We start from the raw sequence: 17,110 nt of genomic DNA, 5'->3' as shown, positions 1-17,110 counted from the left end.
TGTAAATTCGTTTTAGTTTGTATGGAACCTTTGAAAGAAATGTATTCTCGGGAGTGGGTTCTCGGGTTAGGAAACCAAATCGCTAAGGTTGATTCCAAAATCAATCCTCTCACGTTTCAAAAACAAGTATTGGCCTCACCTTGGAAAGAAATGGAATTAAAGGAAAGGATCAACCGTCTGTCTGAAGTATTGGTAGAAAATTGGCATGGCCCACTTTCCAAAATCTATCCTAAATTATTTCAACTAATCGAAACTTTGCGCTGTTATGGAGTTTCTGATTTTAATTTTCCCTATATCTTTTTAAACGATGTTGTCACCAAATCGGGATTAGATGATTTCGACACATCAATGAAAGTGTTGGAAAAACTTACCGTTTTTTCTAGTGCTGAATTTGCGATTCGGTTCTTCTATAGAGAGCATTTTGATAAAACGTTAAAACAAATGCATGATTGGTCAAAACATAAGGAGCCAATGGTTAGGCGACTGGCAAGTGAAGGTAGTCGCCCAATGTTACCGTGGGGAATCGGTATTCCTGAAATTAAAAAGAATCCAGAAATTCATATGTCTATTATCGAAACTCTTTGGGATGATAAAAACGAAATTGTTCGAAGAAGTGCAGCAAATCATTTAAATGATATTTCCAAACTAAATCCTGAATTAGTATTGGAGTTTTGTAAATCTAAGTTTGGTAAGTCCAAAGAATTGGATAAAAATTTAAAACATTCTTTGCGAACACTTTTAAAAAAAGGAAATACCAAGGCACTATCTTTCTTTTCTTATGATACAAAATGGAAACCAAAACGAATCAAATTTGAAGTATTAAATAAAATAGTCAAAATGGGAAGTTCACTTGAGTTTACTGTATCAATCAAACAAACACCTAAGGATAAAACTAAGGTTAGAATAGAATACAAAATTGGGTTTATGTTAGCAAATGGCTCTTATGGATATAAAGTTTTCCAGTTAGGTGAAAGAAATTTATTGCCAAATGAAGAAGTAGCGATTTCTAAAAAACATTCATTTGTACCTATCACTACAAGGGTTTACTATCCCGGATTACATACTATATCGATTTTGTTAAATGGCAATGAATACAAATCACAAAAATTTGAATTGAAAAGAGGATAGGAAAAATGCGGCAAAGATTTTTAATTATTTGGTTGAGTATATTCTTAACATTTTCTCTTATTTCTTGTTCAGTATTTTATTCCTCAGAAAGACCTAAGGTTGATTTTTCTAAAAATATAAAAAACAAATCCTTAAGTTATGAATTAATCGGTTGGGATGATGAAGCGGATCGTAGAAGGATATCTTTTATTCTCTCAGCTTTACAGTCTTCTGGGAAGTTTACGAATGTTCGTTATATGGACCCTGCAAAAACAGATGCCCATGTCCAAATCATATTGGAATCAAGTCCGAAATTCAAATTCTTTTTAGGAGAAGCAGCAGAACCTGTTTCTTATTTACCGGATAGGGATCCTGTCAGATTTGGAGTTTATTTGGTGAACCGTTTCCTTGCGATTAGTACCTTTTTTGTCATACCTGATATTGATCGAGATGATGACTATTTGGTTTTTAGATTAAGTAAAAAAGGTAAATTTGAAAGGGAATATAGGTATCCAATGGAATCCTATCGCGTGTTTGGTTGGGTTTCTCTTCTTTTGATGTGGGGAGATGATCGCAAGGAATGGAAGCCGATTCTTACTGAAAAAGTTTCTGAATTTTTAGGAGATACAAAAAATGAACTATAAAATTAGTATAAAGTTTTTAATTCCTTTGATTCTGATTTCCTCCCTTTTTAATTGTGCTGCTTTTCCTGATAAAGTTATATCAAAAGAACGTAAAACCTTATCAATGGGAAAAGAAAAGGTAAGAATTGTTTTTACTGGGTTTTATCGTTATGATGATGAAAAAAATGCGATCTTGGAAGTTTTATTAAAAGAAGGATTCATTCTCGATCCAAATTCCAATTTAGAATTAGAAGTAATTCTTCAAAAGAGAGAGCCTGCTTATCGGTATTTGTGGATACATCGATTAAACTTTCTTTTGACATTTTTGTCGGGAGGTTTTGTTCCATCTCATATCAGAACAGAATCTACGCTTACATTTCGATATTCTAATTTAGGTGAGGTGGAAAAGGAATTTGTTTATGATATGGGTATGGACCAGTGGCGGGGAATTCCAGTTGTAATTTTTATGATCACACATTGGCCAAATAAAATTTATAAAGAACAATTGATAGAAGCCACTAAATTGGAAATTAAAGAAATATGAGACTATACTTTGTATTAACAATTGTTTTTTTTATTTTTTCATGTATGGGACTTTCTCGAAAGTTATCTCCAAATGAAAAATTAGATTTTTTAGAAATTCAAAACAATAAAAGAACATATATTGTTCATTATCCCAAAAAATGGGATGGATCACCAATTCCTATGTTAGTTGCATTGCATGGGCGATTTGGTTCAGGTTTTTCCATGATCAAACAAACCAAGTTGGATATTCTATCTGATACCAAAGGTTTTGTAGTAGTGTTTCCTGATGGTTTTAAAAGGAGTTGGGCTGACGGAAGGGGAAATACCCCGGCAGATCAAAATAAAATCAATGATGTAGTTTTCATTGAGTCCATTGTAAAACGTTTAGTTGCCGAAGGATCTGTAAATCCAAAAGAAATTTATTTAGTTGGTCATTCCAATGGTGGTTTTATGGCGCAACGATTGGCTGTTGAAAAACCAGAATTGTGGAAAGGAGTTGTGAGTGTAGCTGCTCAACTATCCGTATTTACTTTAAAGAGGAAATTAAATTTAAAAACAAAACCTGTTTCTGTTGGCATCATTGCAGGAACTGATGACCCATTGGTTCCGTATAGTGGTGGTTATGTGCGGGATGGAGGGGAGATTCTTTCTGTTGATGATTCTATAAATCGATGGAAAGAGTGGAATTCTTGTAATGATAACCTAACAAAAAAATCTGAAAATTTTAAGGAAGAAAATTCTGATATTAAAATAGATTTTTTACGTTTTGAGTTTTGTGCCGAAAATTCCAAAGTTGGTTTGATTCAATTAAATGGACTTGGTCATAGTTGGCCAGGTGAAACACCAATGATTCCTTTTATCAATCAGGGGAAAACTACGAAAGTAATTGATGGATCTAAACTTGTTTGGGATTTTATGGAGGCATTGTGACTGTTCCAAAAGTTGCATTTGTTACGGGCGCATCTAGAGGAATAGGACTATCCATTTCTAAGATGTTAGTTGGTTTAGGTTACAAGGTTTATGGAGTTTCTAGAAACCCGGAAAATTGTATTTATGCGGACAAAATGTTTCATTTAATCGAATGTGATCTTACCAATGCGAAACAATTGGATTCGTTGTTAGATTCTATCCCTGATAAAAAAGATATAAGTTTAGTGGTTCATAATGCAGGTCTTGCTTATTTTTCTCCAGTAGAAGAATTATCTTCTGATAAAATTCGTGAGATGGTGAGTCTCCACATAACTGCACCAATGTTGTTAACAACTAAGGTTACTAGGTATTTAAAACAAAACCAAGGGCGGATTGTATTTATTGGTTCTGTCTCTGGAAAAGAAATTTCTCCCTGGGGTAATGTATATGCTTCTCTCAAAGCAGGAATCCATCATTATGCTAGAGAATTATTTGCCGAATTACGAAAGTTTGGTGTGAAAGTGCATTTAATCATACCTGATATCACTAAAACCGATTTTTATAATCATTTAAACTTTGAACCAGACGAAGATCCAAAATCTTTTTTATTACCTGATCAAATTGCTGATGTCATTAGAGATTTAGTTGTGGAAGATAGGGGATGGGTGGTTCCTGAAATACAAATTTCCCCAGAAATTTTTAAATTAAAACGTAAAAAACAAAGTTAGAGAATCATTCTCCGATTGGTGTTGTATTTTCAGAAAATGGATCTTGTGTGACTATTGATTCATTACTTTCACTAGAGGTTGCACTTGGTGTAGGAATCATTTTGGCAATCACAGAGTCTTCGTCTTGTTTTCGTTTGATGGCTCGAATTTTTCCATCTGTTTCATAAAGTCTTTCGATTACTTTTTTTAGTAATAAAAATAGAAACTCGGGACTTTCTTGGCTCATCTGAACAAAAGTAGTTCTGTTGATAATTCCTAATTTTGCTGATTCCGAAACTACAACAATAGAAGCTGCTCTTGGGCTATTGTTGATAATTGCCATTTCCCCAAAAAATTCACCAGGTAAAATACTTCTGAGCTTAACGTGTTTGTTTTCGATTTGTTTATAAATATCTAATTGTCCTTCAAACAAAAAAAACATGGCGCCATTAGAAGGCACTCCTTCCTTAAAGAGTACTTCCCCTCGTTTGATATTGATCATACTAAGTTTTGCGAGTGATTCTTTAAGTCCCATCACTAGTCTCCGTAAGATCTTTTAATTTTTGTTCGGCTTCTATCAAACGTTCTACATAAGTTTGTAATAATGCGTAGACAAACATAGGATTGGAGTTAGCGATACGTATTAAGTTTTGTTTGTCTAAAATTCCAAGTTGAGCTCGGTCTGAATCTATAAAAACGGTCATAGCTCGTGGGTGACTGGAAATCAGTGCAATTTCTCCAAAGAATTCACCCGTCGAGAGTTTTCGTACTTCATGAAAATTTCCTTGGTCAGGAGCACCCATACCTACGGATAGTGTTCCACTTAAAATGAAATACATTCTTTCGTTAGACGGTTCTCCTTCTCTAACGATGATTTCTCCTCGTTTGAAGGTCTTCGTAGGGACTGTGTTTACGAAGTCGAAAATGTTGATTCGATTATCTTTTTTAGGAATGGACATTAAAGGCCGTGGTAAATCTCAATGAGTTCAGGAATTCTTTTTTCCTCAGCATAATCTAGAGGAGACTTTCCCATTTTGTCTTTCACTTTAGAATCTCCGCCGTTTAGAACGAACACCCTAGCTAATTCCAAAATAGAATCGCTTTTACCAGGATCAAACTGGATTGCTAGTTCGGAAAGTATAGTTTTCCCTAATTTATCCTGTTGGTTGATATTGGCTCTTCTCTCCACTAGGAATAGTACTAATTTCTTGTAACTTTCTGACTGGGATGTATCTCGTGAAGTCAAAAACTTTTGGATTGCCTTGTGTAAAACAGTAAGACCGTTATTGTCTGTTAGGTTAGGGTCTGCACCTAACGTGATCAGTTGGGACATAGTATCAATACGGTTTCGATTCAGTGTAATATGAAGTGCACTTAATCCGCGTTTGTTTTTTGTATTTGGGTTTAAACCTTTGGTAACCAACAACTTGATGGTTTCGTCAGCAAACTTTTGTTCTTTTTTTTCAGTATCCAATTTACAAACTACTGTGATGAGGTTTTCTCCTTCTTCATTTAATGGTTGAAGGTCGGCACCTGCTGATACCAAAAGTTTAAATGCATCTGCATCTTTTCTTTCGATAGTTGAAAAAATTAAACTAACCCCGTCTTTTTGTTTGTGATTGGGATCTGCCTTTTTTGATAAAAGAAACTTTGCTATCGCTATTTGTTTATTTTCTAAGGCTAAAGAAAGAGAAGTTTCATTGGTTTTAAGATTTAAAGCATCCACTGGGACATTCTTTTTTAGCAAAGCTTCTACAATTCTGAGTCCGGATTTTCGGGATGCCAAATGAATAGGAAGATACCCAGAAGGATTCGGCGTCAATAGATCGGCGTTTTTTTGTATTAAGATATCGGCAAGCGCCCACTTTGAAGATTCGATAGTGTCTTCCAGTGGATTTTTGTTTGTGGAAAGTATTTGGTTAGGATTTGCTCCAGCATCCAAAACAAGTTTTAGTAAGTTAGAATCGTTTTTTTGTAAGGCGAGTTCAAACAAAGTTTTTCCACTAAGATTTTTTGAATCAACATTGAGGCCTTTTTTTAAAAGTAGATTAATCGCTGTTAGATTTTTCTTCTCGAGTGCATAAAATAGTAAAGACTCTCCTTCTGGAGTTTTGGCATTTACGTCTGCACCTCGGTTCAATAAAACTTCCAAACCTTGGGTAAATCCTTTTTCTATGGCAAATACAACTGGTCGAATGGATTTTGTATCTTCTGTATTTGGATTTCCATTGGAATCTAAACTTAGAGTCAATAGTTTTAAATTCTTTTGGTCGATGGAAACAAATACTGTAGTTCTTCCCGTTAAATCTGGAAGGTTAATATCAGCTCCGTTTTGGAGTAGGTAGTTGATAGAGTCTGTCTTTGACTTTTCGAATGCTAAATACAGCGGAGACTTTCGTGGATTGTTTCTTAAATTTACATCGGCTTTACTTTCAACAAGTAACTTCTGTACGGCGAGATTCGATTTTAAAACAGCTACATGAAGGGCAGTATTTCCATCAGCATCGTAAGCATTGAGGTCTGCTCCTTTTTCCACAATGGTTTTAATTTGGTTTGTAAAACGAGAAGTGACCACATAATGTAACAGTGTTTTGCCGGACAAATCCCTTTTGTTCAGGTCGGCACCTTGGCTAAGTAGGATTTCAAAATGTTTTGGTTTGTTTTTTTCGACTGCAAGTACAAGAAGTGATTTTCCTGATTCATCACTGGCATTGATATCTCCACCGTTGGCAATGGCAGTTTCAAATTCTTTTAAATTCCCTTTGATAAGAATCTGCACCATATCGGGGGCAGTTTGTATGACCGAAGTCGTTTCTATTGGGTTGTCTTGTGCAAAACTTGTTCCGAAAGAAACGAGTTGAAGGAATAAACTAAAGGTAATCAGATTATGTTTCATTTGGGTAAATAGGCGTCAGGATCCAATGCTTGTTGGTCAGGGCCTTTCCTAACTTCAAAATGTAAATGTGGGCCGGTAGATTTACCGGTATTGCCAACCTGACCAATGATGTCGCCTGATCGGACAGTGTCACCTTCTTTTACTTGGCGTTCGTTTTGGTGTGCATAGTATGTAAAAATATTGTTTTTATGACTTAAAATAGTTAGCATCCCATAACCACCGCTAGTTGTTGTGGTTCTCCAAACTTTTCCGTCGCTCACGGCTTTTATTGGAGTACCAATGGATGCTGGTAAATCAATACCTGAGTGAAATGCACCAACTTTACCGGTCACTGGATCTACTCGCGTTCCAAAATTGGATGACACGTAACGGTCGTTATCTACAGGGATTTGAAAGTATTTGGAAATATCGTCACTGTCAACAAGAGGGCCTAGTTCTTTGGATACAAATCCTCCAAAGATCCAACCTTCCCATTCATCATTCCAAGAAACGTATAACCACTTGGACCTCACTCCTCCGATGGTTTCTATTTCTTTTTTAGAATCAATGATTTTGATTTTTTCATCACCTGGAATTGTTGTCACAACAGAACCATAATCGTTTGGTTCATCTCGCATTCTTAAACTTGTGGAACGAACAAATCGTTTTTCCCCATTTTTTAATTCATCAGGATTTTCTTGGGGATAGTTAATTTCTCCAGGTTGGACATCATAAGATACAACTTCGGAAGAACTCAAATATCCACCAAAGACCCATCCATTTCCGTATGCAGACGAAATTTGAAACCAATACGAAGTGATTCCATCTATGGTATCTTCTGTGGTTGTTGAAGATTCGATTTTGACTTTTAGGCCTTTGGGGAGTCTTGCCACCACATAAGCATTGACATCAGGTTCTCCTCGCATATTGAGAGAACTTGCCTCGACCCACATTTCTTTTCCTTTTTTACTTTCTGAATAATTGTTGTTAGCTGGTTCAGAGATTCGTCCTGAAAGAGAAGACAAATCTAAAGAGAGTCCCTCTGTGTTTCTGGATTTAACGGCAGGTTTGGTTTGCGATAGCAAATCTTGAGTCACATAACCTTCTTGTTTGGATTTGGTTCGAACCAAAACCCAATGTGGTCCTTCCTTTTTTTCTGTTACGTCTTGTTTTAGGACCATAACAACTTCTAATGAATCTCCCTTTTTGACCTTTACCTGGGAACGATTAGCGATTGTATTCGAAGGTTCGAGTTGGAGAAAAAAACTTTCGGCAGCAATGGCAGAAAGAGATTTAAATTTTTTATCTTTGGAACCGGGGGCTGCATTATGATCTGCAATCCCTTCCGCTTGTTTTAAATCAATGGGAGAGGATGAAATTTTGAATCCAGGAAATTTAGTTTGCACTCGATTTACGAAGTCATTGTATTTTTGTAAAATTTCTTCCTGTTTCTTTTGGTTTGCTGTGATGAGACCTGATTGTCGTTGTTTGTCCCTTTCCTCCAATGTGGTTTGAGAAAGGATAGGGAAAGTGCAGATCAAAAGAAAAATCGGCGTAATTAGGATTCTCTTATTTTTCATAAAACAATCTATAAAAAACAAAGAAAATGGGAATGGTCAAGGTTTTTTGTTTAGTCTTCTTCGGGCAGGAGGGGAGTTAAAAAGTAAGAAATAAATTCCAATTTTCCCCTCATGGACGATTTTTCATATATGGAGGCGGTTTGGTTTTCTATGGTTCGTAGGCTTTTTTTGCGGACAGCGGCAATTTGTTTTTGGGAGAATCCACGGAGTAAAAGAATGGCAATTTCCGTTTCTGCTTCCGAAAGATTCCATTCTTCCATTTGGGCTTTGGCCTCTGCCCAAAATCCAAGTTCTGGATTTTTTAAAATTCGGTTCGTACGTTTTAAGTCATGAATCTGTGACTTTGCATGTATGTTTTCTACAGCTTCTGCTTTTAATTCTTTGTATAGAATAAAGACAACCAAAAAGGAAGAAATGGCAATGAAGGACTCAACGGTTGCAATGATAATTCGGAATCGGTCAAAATATTCCGATGGATTGGTCAGTGTGAAAATTTCTTCAGCAATCCAAACAAGGAGAGATAAAACATAAAATGCTAAAAATAGAATCCTAACTTTGCGAGTCTCCATAGTTCTTTTTTATTTTTGTAACTAGTCCCTAAGTAGGCAAGTCAGTTTCTTAGGTAGTACCCACATTTGCGGGTTTCATCCATGGAAAGATTGGTATGTATATGTGATCCTATTGGTATGAACCGAACGACTTTTTCACTATTGTTCCTTTGTGTAGGTTTCTTATTGGTATTTACTGGTTGTACCAATTCTAAAAATTATGAGACTAAATCGCAGTGTATGGACCGCTGCGTTAGAGAACAATATATATGTGCTTTAGCATTGGCACCACAATTGGACAATGTTTCATCGACTACTGTAGCATGCGTTAGTTTGTATGTGATATGTTATGAAAAATGTCCAACTTCCTCCTCCAGTCGATCTACATCTTCTTCCAGATCAAGTAGTACATCCCGTTCTGGTTCAGGTAGTAAAGGTGGTAGTAGTTCTAAATCGGGATCAGGGAGTGGATCTAGTTCCTCGGGGAGCGGAAACTAATTTAAGAACCGGTTTGTCTATATATGATTTTAGCACCAATTTGTAAGTTTTTATATAAATCTAGGAAAATCTGGTTGGGCACCATACCATCCAAATCTCTGGAAAATTCGGGGCGAAGTCTTTTTAAAAAATACATCCCCAATTCTCCCTTGTTTTTTGCTTTTATCTTTCCTCTATATTCGCATTCAAAAAAACGTTTCACTTTATCATAAGTGGTTTCTGAAAGATTGATTTCTCCTGCATCACCAGAACTTTCCATTCGGCTTGCAGTATTCACCGTGTCTCCCCAAACATCATAGGCAAATTTTGTTTTTCCAACCACACCTGCCACGACAGGACCCGTGTGAATGCCAATTCGGATTTCCCAAAAATCCTGGCCTAACATTTGTTTTACTGATTTGATTTGAGTCATAAACGATTTAATTTCCATCGCAAAAAGACAAGCATCAACGGGATGTGTGAAGTTTCCTTGTGGAATCCCTCCAGCCGCCATATAGGAATCACCAATGGTTTTTAGTTTTTCAAAATTGTAACGCACCGCAATGTCATCAAACTGAGAAAAACATCCATCTAGTTGTTCTATAAGATCTTCGGGAGAAAGAGATTCTGCGGCTGCTGTAAAGTTTTTGAAGTCAGTGAATAATATACTCACTGATTCGTATTCCATGGGAGCTACTTCTCCACGTTCGATTAATTCGTCAGCAAGATCGCCAGGCAAAATGTTTCGAATAAAATGGAGAGTTTTTTCTCTTTCTTTTTCTAAGTCTCGCCTAAGGTTCGCATTGTGAATGGCACCGGCTATTTGTTCACAGAAGGATATGATTTCTGCAAATTCATCTTTGGTCCAATCTTGTTCTCTGGTGAGACGAGTGACACAGATGATTCCTATGGTTTGTCCTTGGACCACAAGTGGAATTTGCCCAAATAACTCCAATTTAAAACTATCTGCAATGGAGTTATCTATGGCTGAAAGTTGTTTCCATTTTAAAGATTTTTTTAAGTATACTGGTTTTTGTTTTAAATAGGTTCTAAATAGAGATCCTATGTTCGGTGCAATCGGAGGACGAAAGGTCCTAAGAAAATTGGTAACTAAAAGTCCTTTGTTAAAAACTTCTGCTCCTTCCATAAGAGGAACGAGTGAATTCGTTTTTGGATCTACAAGAAGGATAAATCCAAGTTCTACTCGATGGTTATTCTTTAGATAAGTGAATACCTCTCTTGTGATATCTTCGATTTGCGAAAACGAATTGATCTTTCGATTGAATTTATGTAGATTTTCTAATTTCAGCCGATTGATTTCGATATTTTCCTTTTCTTTTTGAATTGCAATGTTTCCCTGTTTAAGTTCATTTAATAGATATCCGGTTTCTATCGTTCCGGCAATGTAATCTGCAATAATTTTGATCTGATTTAATTGTTGTTCGGTGACTTCGAAAATTCCAGAATAATCTAATAAATCCAAGGTTCCTATAAATTTATTTCTTAGATATAGAGGCACAATCAATAGGGATTTTAAATTTGCAGAATGTTTGTTTGCAAGTTCGACTCCCTCTGTTTTATATGATTCAAAATCCTTGATGTAAAAACTTCGTTTACGTTTGCGAACATAAGCATGCGCATACATAGTTGCATACGAATCAGAAACTGGGATTTGTCTTCCCATGATTTCTTCTTTCACTTTTTCCGATAATTCCTCGGGAAAGTTACTGTGAAAAAAATCTAGAACTTCAGATTCTTCTTTGTAAACATATAATAAATAGTGTGGGACTTTGAATTTTTCCCGAATATAATAACCAAGGATATTAAGAATATCTTTTAGATCGGAAGCCGAATTGATTTCTCTCAATAAGCCATCCAAATCAGAAAGTTGTGTGTAGGAATCAACGAGTTTGTCTGAGAACTCTTCTGAAACCAATTTTGTGTTTAATAATTCTTTTTCTCTGTTTTCTAAATCTTCTTTTAACAAACTGAGATCGGCATTGTATGTTAAAATTAAATTTTCTTTCTCTTTATTTTGTTTGTATAAATAAAACATCAAGTATAAGATACATACAAATAGGATTGTAATGGCGAGAAGTCCGTATATCATTTGATTAGAATTTTAGCTCCGCGTTTCTGTTGGGTATACAATCTCCCAAACTTCTCATTAGGAACAAATCCTGAATCATCAGATAAATCTTGTTTTAAAGATAACAATTCATAAATTGGGAATTGGTCTCCTTCGTATGTATTAATTTGTCTTTGGTTATCGATTTGGAAAAGTCGTTTTACTTTTTCCATTGTTTCTTGTGAGATGTTGATAGGAACACCTACACCACCTCGTCGTATAGCTTGTGTTTGTGTTACTGTTTTTCCCCAGACATCATAGTTAAACTTTGATTTACCAATAACTCCCGCAACCACTGGTCCCGAATGGATGGCAATGGTAATTCCATTGGGTCGAAATGGAATGTCCCTGAAGTCATCCATCATTCTTAAAACTTCATTTTTGATTTGTAGGGCGGCAAGACAAGCATCCACTGCATGCGTAAAGTTACCAACTGGTAATCCTCCCGCTGCTAAATACATATCTCCTGTCATACGAAGTTTTTCCATTCCTTGTGCTTTGATGATTTCATCAAAACGGGAAAAATATAAATCGAGTCCTTCAATGAGTTCCTCAGGAGTGAGTTGGCCGGTAATTTGTGAAAAACCAGGGAAACTGGTCATAAGAAGAGTTACGTTTTCAAATTCAACCGGATTCACTCTTCCTTTTTTTTGTAATTCTTCTGCCACGTTTTTAGGAAGGATATTGAGTAATAGAGAATCTGATCTTTGTTTTTCTTCTGCAATTTTTTTAAGTAAAAAATGATTGTTTATGGCACTGGCAATATGTTCGGATACACCTACGATTGAGTTTACTTCATCTGTTGTTAGTTGGATGTTTTCGTCGCTGATCCCATAAACTGCCATAGCCACAACCTCATCATTGTTGACAAGAGGTGAGATGAGAAATCCCGTCATACCTGATTTTTCAGTAATTTGTTTGTCTATATCAAATGGCATGGTTTTGGGAACGTGTTTCATATAAAAATGTCGTTTTCTTTGGTAACATTTGTATACAAATCCACTTTCCTCTCGCAATGGAAAACGAAGTGATTTAAAGTAATTGATGTTTTCATCAATTAACAGATCAAAGCCGGAGTGGTTTAAATATCGAAATTCATTATATTCTTTGTCTAAAAAATATAAAACACAATGTTCTATTTTGTAGTTTTTGCGAATGAATCCAAAAATTTCAGCTAAAATATTTTCTAAATTGTCTTGTGAGTTTACGTTTTTTGCAAACTCGTTCATCTTCTGAATTTCTGCTTTTGCACGTTCGGATTTTTTTCGTTCTTCTTCTGTGATTTGTAATAACAAAGAGTTTTGAATGGCACCTGCAATTTGATCACAAAATCCAGAAATTCTTTGGAGTACTTCTCTTGTGACTTCCATTGGTTTTTGGTAAGAAGTGAAGTAAGCCATGCCAATGACTTCGTTTTGGACTACAAGAGGGACAGCCACAAAGGAGGTGAGACTCAAACGAGAAAAAATTTCTTTATCTAATTCTGATTCATAACGTTTGGGAGGTTTGGAAACAAACAGAGCTTTTTTTCTGAGAAAGGTTTTGTAAATAATTCCTCCTCTTTCGTTTAGAGGTACACGAATTGATTTAGCAAAGGTTAACTGATCCTCTGTCGCATAAGTCGGAATGGTTGTATTGTAAGTATAGAGTTCTTTTTTCTTTGGATCAATCAGTTGTAGGAGGGTAGCTTCTATTTCAAATGTTTTTAGAATGTAGTTAAACATCTCTTCGATGATTTGTGAAAGGCTAGATTCTGAATTGATTTTTTTTGTAAATTCGTTTAGTTTGACCACTTCGTTTTTGGCGTTTTCCATTTGCATTCTTGCATTTTCTGCAATGAACTTCTCTCGATTCATTTCTTCTACGAGGATCGAATTGGTTACGGCTGTGGCGATGTTTTCAGCAGTGTTTTCGACTAACTGGAGTTGTGATCTAGAAAAACTTGTGCCTTTTTGTTCGGTAAATAAAGCCAACATAGCGATGACTTTTCCTTGCGAACTGAGAGGTATAATCATACCTGGATGTTTCCCTATCAATTGGACAAACTTTTTGTTTGATTCAGTAAGCCTTGATTCCCATACTTTTGCAAATCGGAAGGGGCGATTCCTTTTGTATACATGGTAAAAAATGCCCGCACTTGGATCCAAAGGAAATCCCATCCCCTGTAATTTTGATGCAAGCGCCAATCCAGAGTTAGGTGAAACAACCGATTTATGGTATACTATCTTCGAATTTTCTACATCCACTAAAAGTAGGATCATGGAATCGCAATAAACTTCTTCATTTAAATAATCAAATGCTTTTGCGAGAATACTATCTAATTCGAGAGAGGAGTTTAGTGTTTTGGCAAATTCATTCAGCCTTTCGATATTTGCTTTGGAATTTTCTAGTTCTTGCGTTCTTTCAACAACGATGTCTTCTAGACCTTCTTTTAAAATGTTTAGTTCTTTATTCGAAACCTCTAATCTTTCTTTTAGTTTTTCAATGGAAAGGTAAGCTCTTGTAAATCCATAAGAAAGAATATATCCTTGAAACAGAATAAAACCCAAAAATCCAAACGGAGTTAGGTTCATAGTATTGATTACATTGTTTTGATAAAGGATATCATGGACTACTGTTCCGAATACAAAACTAAATCCAATGAGCGACAATCCAGCTCCCACTGTGTCTGTACGGTATGCCATGATGATCGCAACCGTAATTCTTACACATACTAATATCAAAAAAATCTGGAAATAGTGGATTTGGGCACTAAAAACCGCAACTGGTAAAAATATAGAAATAAGGAATGGAGCGATGAGGATATTTAATACCCAAATTGTTTTTTGGCCTACAGTGTTTGGAAATACCAATCGATAAAAATAGGCAAACACAATGGTTGCGATATAGATGGTTGAAAATTCCAATCGGATGAGAAAATCCATTGGCATATTGGGGAAGATATTAAGAATATTTCTTTCCCCAATGGTAAGAAGGCGCATAACAATCAGTAAACTAAATAAGGATATAAAAAGACTGGCCTTGTCTTGTCTACGCATGACAAAAAGACCCAAATGGTAAAGTGCCCACAGGAAAATACTTCCCGCAAGAAATGATGTTACTTGGTAACTGCGATTGACTTTGTCGTATAATGTTCGTCTTTCGCCAAGTTCCATACTTTCCCAAAAACCGCCTTTTGAATAATGAAAATTGGAAATTTCATAAACGATTTCTGTTTCACCGGATATTGGTTCAAGGTCCATAAGGACTGATTTATAAGATGGTTCAAAGTAATTTGGGTTAATGCCGAAACTACCTCTTTCTAAAATTAATTTTCCGTTTATGTACAATCTGTACGAAGAGGAGAGGTCTAAGTTGTGAAAGGCAAGATTCGGTGTATTTTCTGGGAAGATAACTTTTAGTTTATATGTCGCATAACCAAAGCCACCAAGAGTTTCTCCAAACCAATCGACACCTTTCCAATTGGAAGGCACAGTTTGGTAAATGTACTTAGATTCTCTTCCAAGGTCTTCATCGATTTGGATTCCCTTTGCCGTTTGTTTCCAATAAAATTCCCATTCTCCATCAAGAGAGATGTTTCCGTCTTTTACAAAGTCCCATGAGGATAAATCTAATTTCCCTTCTTTGGCAATCGGTTTGTTGCGATTGACTTCCGCACATCCGAATATCGCAAAAAATATTCCCCAAAGGGATAGGATCATTAGTCTTTTCTTCATAGGTAGGCACTAAGGTTAGGTACTAGTTACAGAAAAGAAAAGGAAAAATTCAAAAATAACTTACTTTTATTTGAGAAGGAGAAAAATTTTTATTTAGAGAGGAGGACATGAGTTCTAAAATTTCTTCTGTTTCAAATTTCGAATAGGAAACTATTTTATCTTTTTTTTCAAAAGCATGAAATAAAATGGAAGAGTCTTTTCTCACTTCCATGATTCGTTTCAGAAAATCAATATTCATTCTAAAACCGCCAAAACTAATGTCTGTAAGGCCATCAATGTTTAGTTCTTTCCCTAGTATGTCGGCTAACGATTGGTAATGGGTTTTCCAATCAGGCACTCGTAAAATAGGATCAATACAAATCCGGACCTTCCAGCCGTCTGAGATCGCTTGGTTGATTGATTTTAAACGTGCTTGTAACGATGGGGTTCCGTGTTCCACCTTTTCTATGATGGCTTGTGGGCTGACAGTCCATGCTAAAATGACATTGGGATTTGGTTTCATTTTGGCAATTTGACTGTAGTTAGTTGATTTTGTGCGGATCTCCAAACTTAAATTTGGATGTAATTCTGCAAACTTTAGCCATGCTTTGGTCGCAGGAAAAAAGGATTCTAGTGCTAAAAGATCTGTGTCATAGGATAGGGCCAGATAGAGGGATTTGTTTTTTTCTATAAATTCCTTTGTAGCAGAAAAAAAATCTTCCCAATTCACAAATAACACGAGATTTGCAGAAGGAAACATCCCCTGCAAATAACAATATTCGCAATCGTAAATACAGTTAAGTGCTAATGTATTGTAATAGAAGTGTGGATGTGAGAAGTTAGGAGAAAAATCGCTTCCCGGATAAAGAAAGTTTTCTTTTTTTTCTGCTAAAATCAATTTCGGACTTTCTTTTTGGATTCGAAAGTTTTGGGAATTTCGATTGAAACTATCTTTGTAATGTCGAATCAAAATAGGAATCACATTGGGAAACCGAGCCAAAATTTCTTTTGTGCGGGAATGATCTTTTATATTTTCTTCAATATAAATATGAGAAAAGGTTTTAAACATGGAGGGATTTTCTCCAGTCATCCAAAAACTGTTTGAGATCTGTTTTTGATTTTAGATTATTTTTTAAAGTATGATCGGGTAAAGGTAATAAAGAATCAAGGTTTCGTAATCGAAAAAAACGTACCGATTTTTTTAGATCATGTTTCATGGTTTCTGTTAGGCGAATATCTTTGATAAAGGACTCTATGATTGGCCAGTCATTGGTTTCGAACGGATCTACTCGGTCCCAAGGTAAAGGGGAAATCCATTCTTCATATAATGGATTTGCGATTTTTTCCATCATCGTTTCTACATCACTTGATTGACAGAATTTTCCTTCCAGATGGTCGGATACCACTTTCCCAACTGCTATGTTTTCCAAAGGAAAGTAAAGTGAAGCTGCTTCAAAAAAACCAGAACCTTCCATGTCAATTAAACTTACACCATCTAACTCTTCTTCTGTGAGAGATAAAAACTTATCTACTGTTTTTTCTTTAGTGATAGGTTTATCAAAGGTTTTGAGATTGGTTTCTTTTTTGAATTGGGAGTCGATGATTCGATCTGGATAAAAATCTCTCCCTGTTGCCGCATCAGTGATTTTATGAATCCAAAAAAAATCACCTAAAGAAAATTCTTTATGGTTTGCCCCAGCAATTCCCAAGTTCCAAACTTTCATTTGGTTTCTTTCTTCTTTGGACAATATATGTGCAAATTCAGAAACTGCCAATGCCATGGAAAGTTTTCCCGTTCCTGAGATTATGATAAAATGAGATTCATTTTTAAAAATTCTAAATTTTCCAGAGTGAGAAACGGGTTTCGCCTGTGATCGTTCCAGCCAAGATTTGGCCTCAGAAAATACAGCGAAAAACAATGCAGACATAGTCTAAA

General features: G+C 35.8%; 14 protein-coding genes. 5 read left to right on the top strand and 9 right to left on the bottom strand.

From position 1 onward, the window contains the following. Nucleotides 1-21 precede the first annotated feature (21 nt). From EHR07_RS08565 to EHR07_RS08545, 5 genes are read left to right on the top strand one after another with little or no spacing between them, the layout of a single operon-like run. Nucleotides 22-1,128: a DNA alkylation repair protein gene (locus EHR07_RS08565; RefSeq protein ID WP_135744704.1), complete on the top strand. Its 1,107-nt coding sequence runs from the start codon at nt 22-24 to the stop codon at nt 1,126-1,128. 5 nt (nt 1,129-1,133) lie between these two features. Then, nucleotides 1,134-1,751, top strand: a complete 618-nt coding sequence (locus EHR07_RS08560; RefSeq protein ID WP_135744703.1) for a hypothetical protein — start codon at nt 1,134-1,136, stop codon at nt 1,749-1,751. Continuing rightward, on the top strand, nt 1,741-2,274 hold the full coding sequence (locus EHR07_RS08555) for a hypothetical protein (RefSeq protein ID WP_135744702.1): 534 nt from the start codon (nt 1,741-1,743) through the stop codon (nt 2,272-2,274). The genes EHR07_RS08560 and EHR07_RS08555 overlap by 11 nt, the downstream gene beginning before the upstream one ends. Beyond that, on the top strand, nt 2,271-3,185 hold the full coding sequence (locus tag EHR07_RS08550; protein ID WP_135744701.1) for a CE1 family esterase: 915 nt from the start codon (nt 2,271-2,273) through the stop codon (nt 3,183-3,185). Before EHR07_RS08555 ends, EHR07_RS08550 begins: the two co-directional genes overlap by 4 nt. After that, nucleotides 3,182-3,892, top strand: a complete 711-nt coding sequence (locus tag EHR07_RS08545) for an SDR family oxidoreductase (protein ID WP_135744700.1) — start codon at nt 3,182-3,184, stop codon at nt 3,890-3,892. Before EHR07_RS08550 ends, EHR07_RS08545 begins: the two co-directional genes overlap by 4 nt. Nucleotides 3,893-3,896: 4 nt before the next feature. Here the strand turns inward: EHR07_RS08545 and EHR07_RS08540 are convergent, their stop codons facing one another. From EHR07_RS08540 to EHR07_RS08495, 9 genes are all read right to left on the bottom strand, one after another. Beyond that, entirely contained in the window at nt 3,897-4,406 is a 510-nt protein-coding gene (locus tag EHR07_RS08540; protein ID WP_135744699.1) for a Crp/Fnr family transcriptional regulator, read from the bottom strand. Beyond that, nucleotides 4,396-4,830: a Crp/Fnr family transcriptional regulator gene (locus EHR07_RS08535; protein ID WP_135744698.1), complete on the bottom strand. Its 435-nt coding sequence runs from the start codon at nt 4,828-4,830 to the stop codon at nt 4,396-4,398. The genes EHR07_RS08540 and EHR07_RS08535 overlap by 11 nt, the downstream gene beginning before the upstream one ends. After that, nucleotides 4,830-6,767, bottom strand: coding sequence for an ankyrin repeat domain-containing protein (locus tag EHR07_RS08530; RefSeq protein WP_135744697.1), 1,938 nt, complete (start codon nt 6,765-6,767; stop codon nt 4,830-4,832). Before EHR07_RS08530 ends, EHR07_RS08535 begins: the two co-directional genes overlap by 1 nt. Then, nucleotides 6,764-8,326 carry a peptidoglycan DD-metalloendopeptidase family protein gene (locus EHR07_RS08525; protein WP_135744696.1) on the bottom strand — a complete coding sequence of 521 codons (1,563 nt, stop codon included), beginning with the start codon at nt 8,324-8,326 and terminating at the stop codon, nt 6,764-6,766. The genes EHR07_RS08530 and EHR07_RS08525 overlap by 4 nt, the downstream gene beginning before the upstream one ends. A gap of 50 nt (nt 8,327-8,376) precedes the next feature. Next, nucleotides 8,377-8,895, bottom strand: coding sequence for a helix-turn-helix transcriptional regulator (locus EHR07_RS08520; RefSeq protein ID WP_135744695.1), 519 nt, complete (start codon nt 8,893-8,895; stop codon nt 8,377-8,379). Nucleotides 8,896-9,373: 478 nt separating this feature from the next. Continuing rightward, nucleotides 9,374-11,461: an adenylate/guanylate cyclase domain-containing protein gene (locus tag EHR07_RS08510; protein ID WP_135744693.1), complete on the bottom strand. Its 2,088-nt coding sequence runs from the start codon at nt 11,459-11,461 to the stop codon at nt 9,374-9,376. Further along, nucleotides 11,458-15,180, bottom strand: coding sequence for an adenylate/guanylate cyclase domain-containing protein (locus EHR07_RS08505; RefSeq protein ID WP_238777286.1), 3,723 nt, complete (start codon nt 15,178-15,180; stop codon nt 11,458-11,460). The genes EHR07_RS08510 and EHR07_RS08505 overlap by 4 nt, the downstream gene beginning before the upstream one ends. A 64-nt stretch (nt 15,181-15,244) precedes the next feature. Next, nucleotides 15,245-16,243: an SPL family radical SAM protein gene (locus EHR07_RS08500; RefSeq protein ID WP_135744691.1), complete on the bottom strand. Its 999-nt coding sequence runs from the start codon at nt 16,241-16,243 to the stop codon at nt 15,245-15,247. After that, the gene (locus EHR07_RS08495) at nt 16,236-17,102 is read right to left on the bottom strand and encodes a nucleoside phosphorylase-I family protein (RefSeq protein WP_135744690.1); all 867 of its coding nucleotides are present in this window, start codon (nt 17,100-17,102) and stop codon (nt 16,236-16,238) included. Before EHR07_RS08495 ends, EHR07_RS08500 begins: the two co-directional genes overlap by 8 nt. Between the last annotated feature and the right edge of the window lie 8 nt (nt 17,103-17,110).

The sequence above is a fragment of the Leptospira bandrabouensis genome (assembly GCF_004770905.1).
Classification (GTDB): Bacteria; Spirochaetota; Leptospiria; order Leptospirales; family Leptospiraceae; genus Leptospira_A; species Leptospira_A bandrabouensis.
Note: the sequence above shows the minus strand (reverse complement) of the source record. Positions and strands in the feature narration are given on the sequence as shown.

Coding starts and splice junctions, on each gene's coding strand:
- EHR07_RS08565 (WP_135744704.1), top strand. CDS start 22: ATGGAACCTTTGAAAGAAATGTATTCTCGGGAGTGGGTTCTCGGGTTA.
- EHR07_RS08560 (WP_135744703.1), top strand. CDS start 1,134: ATGCGGCAAAGATTTTTAATTATTTGGTTGAGTATATTCTTAACATTT.
- EHR07_RS08555 (WP_135744702.1), top strand. CDS start 1,741: ATGAACTATAAAATTAGTATAAAGTTTTTAATTCCTTTGATTCTGATT.
- EHR07_RS08550 (WP_135744701.1), top strand. CDS start 2,271: ATGAGACTATACTTTGTATTAACAATTGTTTTTTTTATTTTTTCATGT.
- EHR07_RS08540 (WP_135744699.1), bottom strand. CDS start 4,406: ATGGGACTTAAAGAATCACTCGCAAAACTTAGTATGATCAATATCAAA.
- EHR07_RS08535 (WP_135744698.1), bottom strand. CDS start 4,830: ATGTCCATTCCTAAAAAAGATAATCGAATCAACATTTTCGACTTCGTA.
- EHR07_RS08530 (WP_135744697.1), bottom strand. CDS start 6,767: ATGAAACATAATCTGATTACCTTTAGTTTATTCCTTCAACTCGTTTCT.
- EHR07_RS08525 (WP_135744696.1), bottom strand. CDS start 8,326: ATGAAAAATAAGAGAATCCTAATTACGCCGATTTTTCTTTTGATCTGC.
- EHR07_RS08520 (WP_135744695.1), bottom strand. CDS start 8,895: ATGGAGACTCGCAAAGTTAGGATTCTATTTTTAGCATTTTATGTTTTA.
- EHR07_RS08510 (WP_135744693.1), bottom strand. CDS start 11,461: ATGATATACGGACTTCTCGCCATTACAATCCTATTTGTATGTATCTTA.
- EHR07_RS08505 (WP_238777286.1), bottom strand. CDS start 15,180: ATGATCCTATCCCTTTGGGGAATATTTTTTGCGATATTCGGATGTGCG.
- EHR07_RS08500 (WP_135744691.1), bottom strand. CDS start 16,243: ATGTTTAAAACCTTTTCTCATATTTATATTGAAGAAAATATAAAAGAT.
- EHR07_RS08495 (WP_135744690.1), bottom strand. CDS start 17,102: ATGTCTGCATTGTTTTTCGCTGTATTTTCTGAGGCCAAATCTTGGCTG.